This is a genomic window from Ilumatobacter sp., assembly GCF_039969435.1.
Classification (GTDB): Bacteria; Actinomycetota; Acidimicrobiia; order Acidimicrobiales; family Ilumatobacteraceae; genus Ilumatobacter_A.
In genome coordinates this window covers 25,951-40,911 of the sequence record NZ_JBDVNU010000017.1, presented here as the reverse complement: position 1 = coordinate 40,911, position 14,961 = coordinate 25,951, and the positions used below count along the sequence as shown (strand labels likewise).

At 67.9% G+C, this 14,961-nt stretch carries 12 protein-coding genes and 2 tRNA genes; 4 read left to right on the top strand and 10 right to left on the bottom strand.

Annotation, left to right across the window (positions count from 1 at the left end; genetic code table 11):
* The first annotated feature begins 56 nt into the window (after positions 1-56).
* Positions 57-1,061 (top strand): nucleoside hydrolase, encoded by a 1,005-nt coding sequence (locus ABJK40_RS09105; protein ID WP_348480444.1) that lies wholly within the window; start codon positions 57-59, stop codon positions 1,059-1,061.
* A 27-nt stretch (positions 1,062-1,088) separates the two neighbouring features.
* Here ABJK40_RS09105 and ABJK40_RS09100 read toward each other — a convergent pair whose 3' ends face one another.
* A complete protein-coding gene (locus ABJK40_RS09100) occupies positions 1,089-2,207 on the bottom strand; it encodes a phosphotransferase (protein ID WP_348480443.1) in 1,119 nt (372 codons plus the stop codon).
* Between the two features lie 158 nt (positions 2,208-2,365).
* Positions 2,366-3,961, bottom strand: coding sequence for an alpha/beta fold hydrolase (locus ABJK40_RS09095; protein ID WP_348480442.1), 1,596 nt, complete (start codon positions 3,959-3,961; stop codon positions 2,366-2,368).
* 76 nt (positions 3,962-4,037) lie between these two features.
* Between ABJK40_RS09095 and ABJK40_RS09090 the strand changes: the two genes are divergently transcribed.
* Entirely contained in the window at positions 4,038-5,915 is a 1,878-nt protein-coding gene (locus tag ABJK40_RS09090; RefSeq protein ID WP_348480441.1) for an ABC transporter ATP-binding protein, read from the top strand.
* Between the two features lie 418 nt (positions 5,916-6,333).
* Positions 6,334-7,491 (top strand): CoA transferase, encoded by a 1,158-nt coding sequence (locus ABJK40_RS09085; protein WP_348480440.1) that lies wholly within the window; start codon positions 6,334-6,336, stop codon positions 7,489-7,491.
* 72 nt (positions 7,492-7,563) lie between these two features.
* Here the strand turns inward: ABJK40_RS09085 and ABJK40_RS09080 are convergent, their stop codons facing one another.
* Together ABJK40_RS09080 and msrA are read right to left on the bottom strand one after the other, a co-directional pair.
* Positions 7,564-7,761, bottom strand: coding sequence for a hypothetical protein (locus ABJK40_RS09080; protein WP_348480439.1), 198 nt, complete (start codon positions 7,759-7,761; stop codon positions 7,564-7,566).
* Positions 7,762-7,884: 123 nt separating this feature from the next.
* On the bottom strand, positions 7,885-8,541 hold the full coding sequence (msrA, locus tag ABJK40_RS09075; RefSeq protein WP_348480540.1) for a peptide-methionine (S)-S-oxide reductase MsrA: 657 nt from the start codon (positions 8,539-8,541) through the stop codon (positions 7,885-7,887).
* Between the two features lie 252 nt (positions 8,542-8,793).
* On the opposite strand from msrA, the gene ABJK40_RS09070 reads away from it, so the two are divergent.
* Positions 8,794-9,291: a GNAT family N-acetyltransferase gene (locus tag ABJK40_RS09070; protein WP_348510239.1), complete on the top strand. Its 498-nt coding sequence runs from the start codon at positions 8,794-8,796 to the stop codon at positions 9,289-9,291.
* Between the two features lie 16 nt (positions 9,292-9,307).
* On the opposite strand, the gene ABJK40_RS09065 is transcribed toward ABJK40_RS09070, so the two are convergent.
* The 6 genes from ABJK40_RS09065 to ABJK40_RS09040 form a co-directional block, all read right to left on the bottom strand.
* Positions 9,308-10,099, bottom strand: a complete 792-nt coding sequence (locus tag ABJK40_RS09065; RefSeq protein WP_348480437.1) for a nitrilase-related carbon-nitrogen hydrolase — start codon at positions 10,097-10,099, stop codon at positions 9,308-9,310.
* A complete protein-coding gene (locus tag ABJK40_RS09060; protein WP_348480436.1) occupies positions 10,096-11,271 on the bottom strand; it encodes a pyridoxal phosphate-dependent aminotransferase in 1,176 nt (391 codons plus the stop codon). Before ABJK40_RS09060 ends, ABJK40_RS09065 begins: the two co-directional genes overlap by 4 nt.
* Positions 11,272-11,282: 11 nt before the next feature.
* Entirely contained in the window at positions 11,283-12,782 is a 1,500-nt protein-coding gene (locus ABJK40_RS09055) for a GGDEF domain-containing protein (protein ID WP_348480435.1), read from the bottom strand.
* A 102-nt stretch (positions 12,783-12,884) separates the two neighbouring features.
* Positions 12,885-12,957: transfer RNA gene (locus tag ABJK40_RS09050), tRNA-Arg, on the bottom strand.
* Positions 12,958-13,038: 81 nt separating this feature from the next.
* Positions 13,039-14,658 (bottom strand): LysM peptidoglycan-binding domain-containing protein, encoded by a 1,620-nt coding sequence (locus ABJK40_RS09045; RefSeq protein WP_348480434.1) that lies wholly within the window; start codon positions 14,656-14,658, stop codon positions 13,039-13,041.
* A gap of 169 nt (positions 14,659-14,827) precedes the next feature.
* A tRNA-Ser gene (locus ABJK40_RS09040) sits at positions 14,828-14,912 on the bottom strand.
* Positions 14,913-14,961: the final 49 nt, after the last annotated feature.

Sequence of the window (14,961 nt, the reverse complement as noted above, 5' to 3'; positions counted from 1 at the left end):
CGTTGCCGTTCCGACCGCATCGCCGCACCAGGCGATCGATGACGCAAGATGGTCGGATGACGTTGCCTCCGCGCCCGACCGGTCGACTGCGTGTGGTCATCGACACCGATGCCGCCAACGAGATCGACGACCAGTTCGCGATCGCCTGGGCACTGCTCGCTCCGGACCTCCTCGAGGTCGTCGGCATCCACGCCGCACCGTTCTGCCACGGCCACTACTTCCGACGTCTGACCGAGGCGGCCAGGTCGCGCGGCGGCGAGCGCACGCCCATGGAGGATCTGGCATCGCTGTTCACCGCCGAACAGCATCGCGACATGATCGAACGCAACCCGCCGGCCATGGGTGAGCAACGTTCTCGTCACGAGATCCATCGGGTCCTGGCGGCGATGGATCTCGACGATCCACCCCCGGTCGTCGCCGGGTCGGGTCGCTTCATGGAGTCACCCGACGACCTGGTCGAGAGCGACGCAGCACACCGCCTGGTCGAACTCGCCGCCGATGCCTCCCCGATCGATCCGCTGTACGTGGTCGTGATCGGCGCGCCGACGAATGTCGCCGCATCGCTCCTCGTCGATCCGACGATCGCCGAGAGAATCGTGGTGATCTTCGTCGCCGGGTACCCGAGCGGCACACCTCACGTCGACGAGAGTTTCAACCTGGTCCAGGATCGTCACGCGACCAATGTCGTGCTCGCTCACGCCACGCATCTGCTCTACCAACCCGGCTACCAGGTGGCCGAGGTGCTCGGATACTCCCTCGCCGACAGCGAGCGCTGGCTCCGCGGCCACGGCCGGCTCGGCGACTTCCTCCACGAGCTCTACGTCGCGAACCCGATCGACCGGAACGTGGCTCGGCCGGGTCGTGCCTGGGTGATGTGGGACATCCTTCCGGTCGCGTGGCTCCTCGATCCCGCCTGGTCGCCGACATTCGAGACGCCTCGAGCGCAGATCACCCCACATCACACCTGGGAGGCAGCACCGGGGACGATGACCGAGGCGTACCGGGCGCGCCGCAACGACATCTTCGGCGACTTCGTCACCCGACTCCACGCCGCGGAGTGAGCCCGACGAGCCGGTGAGCGATGCTCGTCAGTCGACGAGTGAGCGCAAGGCGGCGAGCGACTCGAAGTCCTCGATCGCCTCGGCGCCGCGCCGCAGGATCTTGTCGGTCATGGCCTTGCCCTCGTCCGTCAGCGCCTCGTAGTCCGGATACGAGGCGAACCCGTACATCAGCACCAGTCCGACAGCGACGCGGGTGTCGAAGAAGAACACCTCGGGGTCCAGATCGTGGCCGTTCTCGGCCATGACGGACAGGTACTCCGCGACCAGTTCCGCATGACGACCGTCGAGCATCTCGCGTTCGGTCGACTGGCTGATGAAGTACGCCAGGTCGAATGCACCGTTGCACACACCTGCGAGTTGCGGATCGATCATCACCACGTCGTCGTTCGCATCGAAGAACATGTTGTCGGCGCGCCAGTCCTCGTGGCACAGCGTGGGTCGCAGCTCCATCCGATCGAGCATCTTCGGCAGCACGTCGACCCACATGTCACCCACCGCCACGACGTCATCGGACAGCGTGTGTCCGCGGTGGAGCTTGGCGGCCGGCCAGCCTGCTCCTGCCACGCCCGGCAGGACGGTCCGGTTGAGCGGCGAGCCCATCGACATGTACGTGTCCATCAACTCGGTGAGTTCCGGCGACCCCTGCCAACCCGCATGGAACGCGGCCAGCGCACGCGCGCCGCGCACGGCGTCGTCCCACGTCATCCCCGCGGTCCGGTCGGGCTGGCGCAGCCGAGCCAGGTCCTCCATGACGATGCAGGAATTCGAGTGGTCGTCGGCCGACATCGCCGCGTGCACGATCGGCATGGCGATCGTCGACCGCGGAGCGATGTCCCGGTAGAACGCGACTTCGCGTCCGTAGACGTTCACCGCGTCGGCCATCGCGCGCAACTGGGGAACGTCGGTCGGGAACTTGACGATCACGGTGGCCGGAGCGTCCGGATCCTCGGACTCGATCGTCGATCGGTACAGCAGGCTGAGCAGCCCACCGGCGACGAAGGGCTCGTTGCGCACCGAGGCGACCGTCGACTCCGCGCCGATCCCACCGCTGGCGCGGAGCGCCGCGGTCATCCACTCGGCGGTCACCTCCCCGATGCCACTCGGCAACCCGATCTCGATGCCCGCGATGTTCCCCGTCGTCCCCATCGGCCCAACGTACGGAGCACCGTACGACCGAGACGAGACGAACGATCGGGGGACCTGGTCACGCACGTGCCGGGACGGCAAGGACGATCCCTCGGTTGCTCATTCTGCAAGCGAACGCCGAGCGGAGCGAGGCGTGGAGCTCCGGGTGGTGGGCGTGATCAGGAGGCGCAGCGGGCGTCGGGTGCGGGCACCTCGAGCCAGATCAGGTACTGGTGCACCAGGTCGTTGATGCAGTCGCCCGACCGGTACGCCGTGTGCTGGTTCGCCTCGACGGTGACGAGCGTCCCCTCATCGAGCGCCTCGGCCATCGCCGCACTCGACGTGAGTGGGGTGCTCGGATCGCCGGTGGTGCCGATCACGACGATCGGGCCGGCTCGTTCGCCGGTGATCGCGGCACGCGGGTCGGCCGACGCCGGGAAGAAGTCGCACGTGTACGAGCCGGTCGTGTACGGGAACAGACGCGGGGCGATGCCGATGAGTTCGGCTTCGCGCTCGTCGGACTCCTCGGGCGTCAGGCGCTCGGGGTCGTCGGCGCACGTGATGGCCTGGAACGACTCGAGCAGATCCGTGTAGCTGCCGTCGTCCGGATCGCGCTGGAAGTAGCTGTCGTGCAACGCGAGGAGACCCGAGCCGTCGCCGTTGGCTGCGTCGTCGAGCGCCCGCTCGAGTGCCGGCCATCGCCGATCGGAGTACATCGCCTGCACCGCTCCACCGATGGCGATCTCCTGGCCGACGAGCGGTCGCCCCTCCGGTCCGGGGACCGGGTTCTCGTCGAGATCGGCGAGCAGTCGGTCGAAGGCCCCCTCGGCGTCACCGTCGTTGTGGAACGGGCACGTCGGCTCGGCGCTGCACTGGGCGAGGAAGCCGTTGAACACCTGCTCGAATCCGACCTGCTGCTGCTTGACGGGTTCGAGGCCCTCGGAGTCGGGGTGTGCAGCACCGTCGAGGACGGCGGCGCGCACGGTGTCGGGGAACAGGGTCGCCCACACGGCGCCGAGTTCGCTGCCGTAGCTGTAGCCGAGGAAGCTCGCCTGGTCCTCGCCGAGCGCCTGGCGGATGGCGTCCATGTCGCGCGCCGAGTTGTTCGTCCCGATGAACGGGAGCAACTGGCCGTCCTGCGCCTCGCACGCTGCGGCGAAATCCTGCGCCAGGTCGACCAACGCCTGACGTTCCTCGTCGGTCTCCGGCGTGATGTCGCTGGATCCGAAGTAGGTGTCGTACTCGGAGTCCTCGATGCAGTCGACCGAACCGCCGCTCACCCCGGTGCCGCGAGGATCCCACGACACGACGTCGAAGCGTTCGACCAGCGGGTCCATCAGCCACCCGCGGACGCTGGCCGCCATCGAACTCGCCGGCACGCCGGGCCCGCCGTTGTTCGTGAAGAGGATGCCGATGCGGTCGTCGGTCTGTGTGGTGCGGTGACGCGTGACCCACAGGTCGAGCGTCGCACCCTGCGGGTCGGCATAGTCCACGGGCACGGTCAACCAACCACCGTCGACCCCTGCGCCGAGATCCTCGAACTCGATCGCATAGTCGAGGGGCACGGGCGGGACCGTGGAGTCGGGCTCTGATTCGACCTGCGGTGCGCTGTCGGCCGGGACCAGTTCGGGCTCGGCCGCGGTGACCCGTGGCGCGATCGTCTCCCTGGTGGCCGGTGGAGGCTCGGCTTCGTCCGACCCGCCGGAACACGCGACGAGAAGCATCGCGGCGGTGAGCAACGTCGCGGCGAGCGCTGGATTCCGTGTCGACCGCACCCCGCCAGCGTACGAGGTCACGACCCGCAACCCGGATCGGCCGCCACCCACTCCTGTGCGCCCGTAGCGTTGCCTCATGCGGATGTCCCCCCACAGCATGATGCCCGGTGACTCGGATTCGGTGAAGGACGTGCGGTTGGCGGAGGGGACGTTCCGTCGGGTGTGGCAGTTCGCCAAGCCGTACAGGACCACGATCATCGTCTTCCTCGGGGCGATCGTCGCCTCGGCACTCCTCGCGCTCGTCCCTCCGTTCGTCATCCGCGCGATCATCGACGATGCGATCCCCGACGCGATCGCCGACGGCAACCGCCGCCCCATCGCGATCCTCGCCGCCCTCGCCGTGGCCGCTGCGCTCGCCGACGCGGGTTTGGCCATCCTCCAACGTTGGTGCTCGGCACGCGTCGGTGAAGGGTTGATCTTCGACCTGCGCAGCACGCTGTTCGCCAAGGTTCAGCGCCTGCCGATCGCGTTCTTCACCCGCACTCCCACCGGCTCGATCACGTCACGGCTCAACAACGACGTGATCGGCGCCCAGTCGGCGGTGACCAGCACGCTCGGCAGCGTCGTGAGCAACGTGATCGTGCTGGTCACGACCCTCAGCGCCATGATCTTCCTCGAATGGCGCCTCACGCTGTTGACGCTGATCGTGCTGCCGCTGTTCGTCGTCCCGGCACGACGTGTCGGGATGCGACTGCAGGGCATCGCCCGCGAGCAGATGGGTCACAACGCAGCGATGAACACGCAGATGACCGAGCGCTTCAACGTGTCGGGAGCGATGCTCGTGAAGCTCTTCGGATCGGGCGATCGCGAGCGCTCGTCGTTCGACAGGCGTGCAGCCGGCGTCCGCGACACCGGCATCCGCGCCGCGATCGTGGGCCGCGTGTTCTTCGTGGCGCTCGGGTTGGTGGCTGCGATCGGCACGGCAGCGATCTACGGCATCGGCGCGGTCATGGTGGTCGACGGGACCATCGAGACGGGCACGCTCGTCGCCCTGGCGGCGCTGGTGACCCGCGTGTACCAACCGCTCACCGGGCTGACCAACGCCCGGGTGGACCTGATGACCTCGATGGTCAGCTTCGAGCGTGTGTTCGAGGTGCTCGACGCGCCCGAGGCGATCAGGGAGAAGCCGGGCGCCGTCGACCTCGTCGACGCGACCGGCACGATCGAGTTCGACGACGTGGTCTTCCGCTACCCGGCGGCCGACGCCACCGCGATCGCCTCGATGGAGCAGAACGCGGGTCTCGGCGGCGACAGCGACCCGGACGTCGACGTGTTGCGTGGCCTCAGCCTGTCGGTCGCGGCCGGCGAGACGGTGGCGCTGGTCGGCGCCTCGGGTGCCGGCAAGTCCACCACGATCTCGCTGGTCCCCCGGCTCTACGACGTGACCGGCGGTGCGGTGCGCATCGACGGGATCGACGTCCGCGACCTCACCCTCGACACGTTGCGCACGTCGATCGGCGTCGTGTCCCAGGACCCGCACCTGTTCCACGAGACGATCGGCGACAACCTGCGGTACGCCGACCCCGACGCGACGATCGACCAGTTGATCGCTGCGGCGCGGGCCGCCCGGATCCACGACACGATCGCTGCGCTGCCCGACGGCTACGACACGATCGTCGGCGAGCGCGGGTATCGCCTGTCCGGTGGGGAGAAGCAACGTCTGGCGATCGCCCGCCTCCTGCTGAAGAACCCGACGATCATGATCCTCGACGAGGCGACGAGTCACCTCGACAACGACAACGAGGCCCACATCCAGGAGGCGCTCGAACACGCCCTGGAGGGTCGCACCGCTCTCGTCATCGCGCACCGACTGTCGACGATCCGCTCGGCCGACCGCATCGCGTTCCTGGAGGCCGGTCGCATCGTCGAGATCGGCACCCACGACGAGTTGCTCGCCGCCGGCGGCAAGTACGCCCGACAGCTCGCCGCCGGAGAACTGGTCGTTCCCGGCTGACGTCCGACGACGCACGACGGCCCCGACACCGACCGTGCAGGTCGATGTCGGGGCCGCCGAGTTCGTCGGGCCGAGTTCAGTCGGCTGTCAGTTGCGACGCCATTCGAGGGTGGCCCGGGCGTCTCCGCCCCTCTCGTAGAACTCGAAGACGAGGGTGTGGACCCCGGGCGACAGGGTGACGCTCGCTTCCCTCGTCTGGTACGAGTGGTCACCCCAGTCGTCGATAGTGCTGAGCCGTCCAGTTCCCCGGACCCCATCCGCCGTACGTCCAACCGCCACTCGGCAAGGTGCTGCAGTAGTTGGTGCCGGGCGGCAACGTGGTCGGCGGCAACGGCGTGGTGGTCGTCGTGGTGGTGGAGCGGACTTGACGAAAGGCCAGGTCACCGTGGATTTCGTGCAGCGTGCGATGATGAACGCCATGATCGACGACCCGACGCACAGTGGAGCGAACGCGAGCGGCCCGCTGTCGAACCTGCGCGTGATCGACATGTCGACGGTCCTGGCCGGACCCAACTGTGCCCGGTATCTCGGCGACTTCGGGGCCGACGTGATCAAGCTCGAACGACCCGACGGCGACAGCCTGCGAAACATGGCGTGGCGCGACCCGCGCGACGGCACCGGCCTGTGGTGGAAGCTGGTCAACCGCAACAAGCGGACCGTGGTGCTCGACCTCAAGAACGAGGCGGATCGGTCGGTCTTCCTCGGACTCGTCGACGACGCGGACGTGCTCGTCGAGAACTCGCGGCCGGGCACGATGGAACGTCTCGGCCTCGGTCCCGACGAACTGCTGACCCGACGCCCGTCGCTGGTGATGACCAGGGTGTCGGGTTTCGGCCAGACCGGCCCCTACGCACAGCGCCCGGGGTTCGCCACGATCGCCGAGGCGATGTCCGGGTTCGCATCGCTCAACGGGGAGCCCGATGGCGCTCCCCTGCTCCCGCCCATCGCCCTGACCGACGAGGTCACCGGCCTCGCCGCCGCTTTCGCGACCATGGTCGCACTCCACCACGTCACGGCCACGGGCGTCGGGCAGGTCGTCGACGCCAACCTGCTGGAGACGATGTTCCACCTGATGGGCCCCTTGGCGTCGCTCTTCGCGCTCACCGGCGAGCAGCAGCCGCGCCTCGGTTCCGGTCTGCCCTACACGGTTCCGCGCGGCACCTACAGATGTGCGGACGAGAGGTGGGTGGCGATCTCCACCAGCAGCGATTCGGTGGCCGCACGGGTCATGGATCTGCTCGGCGTGGGCGACGATCACCGCTTCGCCACGTTCGACGGCCGCACGGAACATCGCCTCGAACTCGAAGCGCTGATGACCGACTGGTGTGCCGCCCGAGACCGAGCGGAAGTGGTGGCCACGTTCGACGCAGCGAACGCCGCGATCGGCCCGGTGATGGACATCGCCGACATCTCGATCGACCCCCACTACGCGGAGCGGGGTGCCGTCGAACTCGTCGACGGCACCCCGATGCAGAGCGTGATCGCCCGGTTGTCGGCCACACCGGGTGTGCTGCGCTGGGCCGGCCGCAGCCTCGACGCCGACGGTGACGAGATCCGTGAGTCCGGCTGGCACTGACCCACCGAGCACCTCGGGAGTCGGCCACCGTCCGCCTGATACGGCCCGGATCTCGGCCCCGATCTCTCGGGGTCAGTCGCCCTTGATCAGCTTCTCCGACTCGGATGGTTCGCCGTCCTTGCCGGGAATGACCTTCTCGGCGGCGTCGCTCGCCTTGTCGTAGGCCTTCTCGAGCTTGTCGGGGATCTTGTCGCTGTGCTTCTCGACCTGGTCGTCGACCATGTCCTTGGCCTTGCCGGCGACGTCCTTGGCCTTGTCGAAGATGCTCATGAGGGTGCTCGCTTTCGTGTCGGTCGATCGACGGGGTCGATGGTGCTCACCCGTCGGTGTCGGGGGTCGCCCACACGATAGTTCACGAGCATCCGGGCGTCGACGAAGCCGTCGACGCCGTGATCAGGCGCCGGTACCGATGGGGCAACTGACGCCGGTGCCCTTGATCCCGCAGTAGCCGTTCGGGTTCTTCGCCAGGTACTGCTGGTGGTACGGCTCGGCGTAGTAGAAGTCGGTGTGAAAGTCGATCCGGCCGACTTCGGTCGTGATCTCGCCCTTCTTCGCTTCGGTCAGCCGCTCCTGGAACCTCGCCTTGGTTGCCTCGATGATCGGCAGCTGGCTCTCCTGGGTGGCCCACACGCCGGTGCGGTACTGGCTGCCGATGTCGTTGCCCTGGCGCATCTCCTGGGTCGGGTCGTGCTCCTCCCAGAACACCTGCATGATCCGCTCGAAGCTGATCACCTCGGGGTCGAACACGATGCCCACGACTTCGGCGTGCCCGGTGCGTCCCGTGCAGTTCTCCTCGTAGGTGCAGTTCGGGGTGAAGCCCCCGGCGTATCCGACGAACGTGCTGTACACCCCGTCGAGTTGCCAGAAGATCCGTTCGGCACCCCAGAAGCACCCCATGCCCACGACGGCGATCTCCATGCCGTCGGGGAACGGCGCGGTGAGCGTGTTGCCGTTGACGAAGTGGGCATCGGGAACGGGCATGGTCTGATCGGTGCGACCCGGCAGTGCGTCTTCGGGGGCAACCATCGTGGCACTCTTGCGGAACAACATGTGCTCAGGATACGCCCGGTCCGGTTGCGGGATCCGGGCCGCACCCGCAGTTTCCACGGTGTTGTCCATCGCCACCACCAACACCACCACCAACACCAGGCCCGACCCCGACGTGAGGATCACCCCGCCCTGGAACGGGGCGATCCTCACACCGACACCAGGCCCGACCCTGACGTGAGCATCACCCCGCCCTGGAACGGGGCGATCCTCACACCGACACCAGGCCCGCCCGCATCCGGCTACGTTCGCCTCGTGCTCCGTGACCTGACCGACACCGACCTCGACCGCGTCCTGGAGATCAACCAGGCCAACGTCCCGGCGGTCGGCTCCGCCACGCGGAGCCACCTCGCGCACCTGGTGGCGCAGAGTGCGATTGCGCTCGTCTCGGAGACCGACGGCGACTCCACGAGCGGGATCTCGGGCTTCTGCATCGTGTTCGCGGCAGGCGCCGACTACGACTCGATCAACTATCGGTGGTTCATGGAGCACCACTCGACCACGATGTACCTGGACCGGGTGGCGTTCGACGAGCGGTTCCACGGACGCGGCCTCGGAACGGAGATGTACGCCGAGGTCGACCGACGCATCCGTGCCCGTCACCCCGATGCGACGGGGCTGACACTCGAGGTGAACATCGACCCACCGAACGAACCCTCGCTCGCGTTCCACGCGGCGCTCGGCTTCACCGAAGTCGGTCGCCAGATGTCCAAGGGCATCGAGGTGTCACTCATGCACCGTCCGCTGACCTGACGCCACCCGCAGTCGGTCAGCGACGGTCCTGGAGGAAACGGAAGTGCGACCTGGTGGACACGACGTGCTCGGGGTCGAGGTCGGCGAACAGGACCGTCTCACCGCCCGCGCCCGACGCCAGCACTTCGCCGAGAGGATCGATGATCGCACTGTCACCGACGTACTCGATGCCGCCACCGGTGCCGACACGGTTCACGCCCACGACGTACGCCTGATTCTCGATCGCCCGGGCGCGCAGCAGCGTCTGCCAGTGGAGTCGCCGCTTCGCGGGCCAGTTGGCGACGACCAGGTAGGCATCGGTGTCGGCAGCCAGCGCCCAGAACTCGTCGGCGAAGCGGAGGTCGTAACAGACGAACAGGCTGAGGCGCACACCTGCGACCTCGACGGTCACGAACTCGGTGCCCGCCCGCACGTACTTCTCCTCCCCGGCATGGGTGAACGGGTGGATCTTGCGATACCGGTGAACCGTGCCGTCGGGTCCGGCGAGGACGAACGAGTTCGACGGCCGCTCGTCGTCGCCCGCAGGGTCCGCCCCCGAGAAGGTCGGATCGATCTCGGGGCAGGATCCTCCGACCCACACGTCGTGGGTCGTGGCCTGCTCGGAGAGGAACTGCGACGACGGTCCGCCCTCGGGTTCACCGATGCCGGGCGTGTCGAAGGAGAACCCGGTGGAGAACGTCTCGGTGAGCACGACGAGCCCGGCGCCTCCCGCGACCGCGCCGGCGATGGTCGGGGCGAGCCGGGCGAAGTTGGCCTCGCGGTCGTGCCACTCGATGTCGTGCTGGATCGCGGCGACCCGCAGACTCATCGGAAGGCTCCGACCAACTGGTCGACCGCGGCCTCGATCACGTCGAGTCGCTTGCAACAGGCGAAACGCACGAGGTGCGATCCGTGTTCGGGGTTCATGTAGAAGGCCGACGCCGGCACCGCCACGACGCCGGCCGTCGCCGGCAGGGCCCGACAGAAGTCCATGGCGTCGCCCTCGAATCCGATCGAATCGATGTCGACGGTGACGAAATAGCTCGCTTCGGGTCGGTACGTCGTGAACCCGGCTCGCTCCAGGCCGTCGACGAGGCCGTCGCGGGCGGTCTGGAGGCCGGCGCTCAGACGGTCGTAGTAGTCGTCGCCGAGGCGCAGACCCACGGCGGTGGCCGGCTGGAACGGAGCGCCGTTGACGTAGGTCAGGTACTGCTTGGCGAGTCGCGCTGCGGTCACCAGTTCGGCCGGACCGGTCATCCACCCGATCTTCCACCCCGTGGTGTGGAACGTCTTGCCACCCGATGAGATCGTGAGGGTCCGTTCGAACATTCCGGGCAACGTGGCCAGCGGACGGTGCTGCGACCCGTGGAACACGAGGTGCTCGTACACCTCGTCGGTCACCACCGTCAGGTCGTGTTCGATCGCGACGGCTGCGATCAGTTCGAGTTCGCTGCGATCGAACACCTTCCCGGTCGGATTGTGTGGTGTGTTCAGCAGGATCAGTTTCGTGCGCGGAGACACGGCCGTGCGCAGCGCGTCGGGGTCGAACGTCCACCGTCCGTCACCACCGGGTGCGAGCAACACGGGCACGGGCGTGGCACCCGCGAGTGCGATCCCTGCCTGGTAGCTGTCGTACATCGGCTCGAACAGCACCACTTCGTCACCGGTGTCGAGCATCCCGAGCATGGCGCCGGCAAGGGCCTCGGTGGCTCCCGCGGTGACCACGACCTCGGTATCGGGGTCGACATCGAGGCCGTACCACCGCTGCTGGTGTTCGGCGATGGCGCGACGCAGGTCGGGGTCACCCAGCCCGGGCGGGTACTGGTTGACACCGGAGCGGATCGCATCGACGGCGGCGTCGAGCACCTCGCTCGGGCCGTCGGTGTCCGGGAAGCCCTGGCCGAGGTTGATCGAACCGGTGGAGCTGGCGAGCGCCGACATCTCGGCGAAGATCGTGGTCCCGAACCCGGCGAGCTTGGTGGTCAGGACGTCGCGCGGCACAGCGCCCGAGTCTACGACTCCGATGTCGTCGACGCCGGGCTGCGAACCGTGTCCGGCGGGGGCATCGGAGCCGTTGGCGGCATCGGCGGCGGAGGGACCGGCGAGCGCCGGCGGTCGGCGCCGACGTAGTCGTCGGACACGACCGGCGGTGCCGCATCGACAGGTGCCGGTTCACCGCTGCCGGTGGTGTGGTGCTGCTCGGCGAGGAGCGCTTCGGTGGCCTCGATCGTGTCGGCGATGCGATGACTCACCCCCGTGGACTTGGCCTCGTACATCGCGAGGTCGGCGGTGCGCATCAGAGCGTCCAGCGACGTCCCGTGGCGGGGGAAGATGGAGGCGCCGATGCTGGCGGTCATCGTCGTGTCACCCACCACCGGCGTTCCCGACAGCCGGTTCCAGATCCGTTCGGCACTGTTGCGCACCGCGGTGCGCTCGGCGAGCCCGGGCAGCAGGATGACGAACTCGTCGCCGCCCCACCGGCCCACGACGTCGGTGTCGCGCACGGCTTCGACCAGACGTTCGGCGCACGCCGCCAGGACCAGGTCACCGAACTGATGACCGAGGGTGTCGTTCACCTGCTTGAACCCGTTGAGGTCGATCACCATCACACACAGTCCGGTGTTGAACCGGTCCGCCATGTCGATCGCTTCCTCGCTGATGCGCTCGAACTCGCGCCGGTTCACGAGGCCCGTCAACTCGTCGGTGCTGGCACGCTTCTCGAGTTGGCGACCCTCGAGGAGAACCGTCCACCCCGCGAGGAGCAGCAGGACCGATCCCAGCGTGAGCAGCGTCGCGTAGCGGGCGGTGGCCTCCCCGGCGATCCCGACGGAGCGGGTCGCCTCGACGGAGAGGTCCAGGGACCCGAACGCGAACGGGGACCCGACGGTCTGGTCGATCGAGCGTCGGTTGCCGTCGACCTCCAGATCGTTCACGACGTCGGCGGAGCGTTTGGTCCGGGTCACGACGGTCGACGACACGTCCGCCTCGTCGATCCAACTCTGCGTGGCGTCGGACACCAGACCGGCGACCGGAATCCGCATCGCGACGACTCCCTCACCGTCGCCGGTCGACACCCTGCGGACCACGAGCAGTGACTCGCTCGCGTCGTCCACTCCGATCTGAGCTCGGGCCACCACACCGTCGATGGCGGCGTCGGACTCGAGCGACAGCTCGGCGAGGTCGTTCACGTCGCTCAGCGCGAACAGGTCGGTTCCGGTACAGCCCGCCGCATCAGCCACACACGCCTCCGCCTCGGGGAAGAAGCGGACCAGTTCCTCGGCGAGCGCACGATCGTCGAGCGTCGGGTCCTCCGAGGCGATCGCCGCGAGGTGGACGTCCTCACGAGCGCGGGTGATGCTCGTCCGGACCGACTGGGCCAACAGCAACGACGACTGTTCGACTCGCGCCACCTGATCGTCACGGAGGTCGCCTCGTCGGTGGACGACCGACACCGCCGTTGCGACGAGCAGCACCAGACTGCCGACGAGCGCGGCGAGCCGGATGAACCTCATGAGCGGCTATCGGCAGATCGAGGCATGAGCTTGAGGACGAATCGTGACACGAAGGCGACGAAAACGAAGCGATCCCCCGCTCGAGGCGGGGGATCGGTTCAGCGCGCCCGGAGAGAGTCGAACTCCCAACCGTTTGATCCGTAATCAAATGCTCTATCCATTGAGCTACGGGCGCAGTGCCGTCGGCGTCGGGGAGTCTACGCCCGAACCTTCGCGATGCGAACGTCGAATTGCATCGATCGCGATCGACGAGAAATCAGTAGTTGGTCTGCGACCAGGGGCCCCATCCGCCGGCCCGCTGGTAGAGGGCGTAGGCAGCTCGGGCGTTGGTGGCGGGGTCGAACAACTGCTGGTCGCTGGTGATGCCGATGCCGGAGAGCCACGACCGGTGGACGCTCCAGTAGATCTGGAAGATGCCGTAGCAGCAGTAGTTCTTGGCGGTCGGCACGTATCGGCTCTCGCGGAACGCGATCTCGAGTGCGCGCTCCTCGAGTTCGTCGGGCCACACGTCGCGGATGATCTGCTTGACCTCGTCGGCCGATGCGCCGGTGTTCGGCGTTCCCGTCGTCGGCACCGCCGTGTCGGGGGTGGAGGTCACCGGGGTCGTGGTGGCGGGCGTCGTCGTGCTCGGGGGTTCGGTGGTGGTCGGCGCCGTCGAAGTGGGCGCGTCCGTCGTCGTCGGCGCGTCCGTGGTCGGTGCCGTGGTGGTCTCGGACGGAGGGGCGGGGGTGGTCGCTCCCGCCGGCAGGCAGATCTCTGCGCCCGGGTAGAGCGGTGTCTCGACGGTCGCACCGTTGGTTTCGAGCAGTTCCGCCAGCGACACGTCGGCTGCGTCGGCGAGCCGCAACCAGAAGTCGCCGGCGACCACGGTGTACTCCGTCGCACAGTTGGTCACGCGCTCGGCACCGTCGCCGGCGCTCGCCGCCTCGTCGATGTCCGCGTCGTCGGTGTTCGCCGACTCGATCTGCATGGCGTCGACTCCCACCGATGCCGTGGCGGAGTCGCTGTCGGACGATTCGGTCGCGAGTTCGTCGGCCGCGTCGGACTCCGCGGAGGCGTCGGTGGTCGACGAGGTCGTCGAATCACCGTTGACGGGAACCGCCCGAGGGAGCGACTCGGGGTCGAGCACGGCGGGAGTGGTGGTGACCTCGGCGGCTGTGTCCGCCACATCGGCGATCGGCGTGGTGTCGAGGGTCTCGGTGGTCGCCGCGACCTGCGTCGTTGCGGACGCCAGCGTGTCACCCGTGTCGTCGCCGCCCGAGGAGAGTCCCATCGCCAACGGGACCAGCAGAGTCGTTGCGAGGGCGACGGCGCCGACACGTACGAGAAGCGGGTCGATCGCGCTCGACCGCCTCGTGCGAGCCTCCCGCTCGCTCACGGAGACCGGCGTCATCGCGGCCACGGCGTCATCATCGAACCGGTCGTCGTCGAACCGGTCGTCGTCGAAGTGTTCGTCGCGGAACACGTCGATCACGGGAAGATCTCTGGTGTTCCGCACCGCCCGCTCGCTCGGGATGGCGTGCGGAACGTCCCGGTGGAAGGAGTCGCTCGGAGAGAAGCGATCGGAGGAGTCGTCGTCGAGGTCGTCGAACATCTGCGGGCCGACCTCGAACTCGTCGGCGGGGAGCGGAGCGGTGGCGTCGAGCACACGATGTTCGCGGGTGCCGTCCGCTCCGGCGGACATCGCACTCGCCCACAGGCCCTTGATCGCGCCGGTCACGTCACCGGAACGCTTCGTGCGTCGGGGACGCTGCGGCGTGTTGCTCCAGTCGGGTGTGCCACCCCAGAACTCGTCGCGACCCGTTGCTGCGTTCCGGTCCATGTCTTCGTGCTTCATCTCGTCACCTGCTGCCTGCTCGTGCCCAACATCGATCATGGGGTGGGTCTCGAATGACGCTCGCTCCCGGCCCCGTTCGGGCCGCTGAGTCGCGTGCGCTCCGGGATGTCTAGTCGGTTCGTCATCAAACCGCAACGCGGCTGACACCGACGCGACATGGATGTCATTTGACAGAAACACACACCACATCGATGTCATTCGCCTGGAGCGGAGAGGGTGGGATTTGAACCCACGGACCCCGGAGGGTCAATGCCTTAGCAGGGCATCCCATTCGGCCGCTCTGGCACCTCTCCATCGGGCCGACCCGAGGGACGACTCGAAGCGGCGAGTGTACCGCTCGCC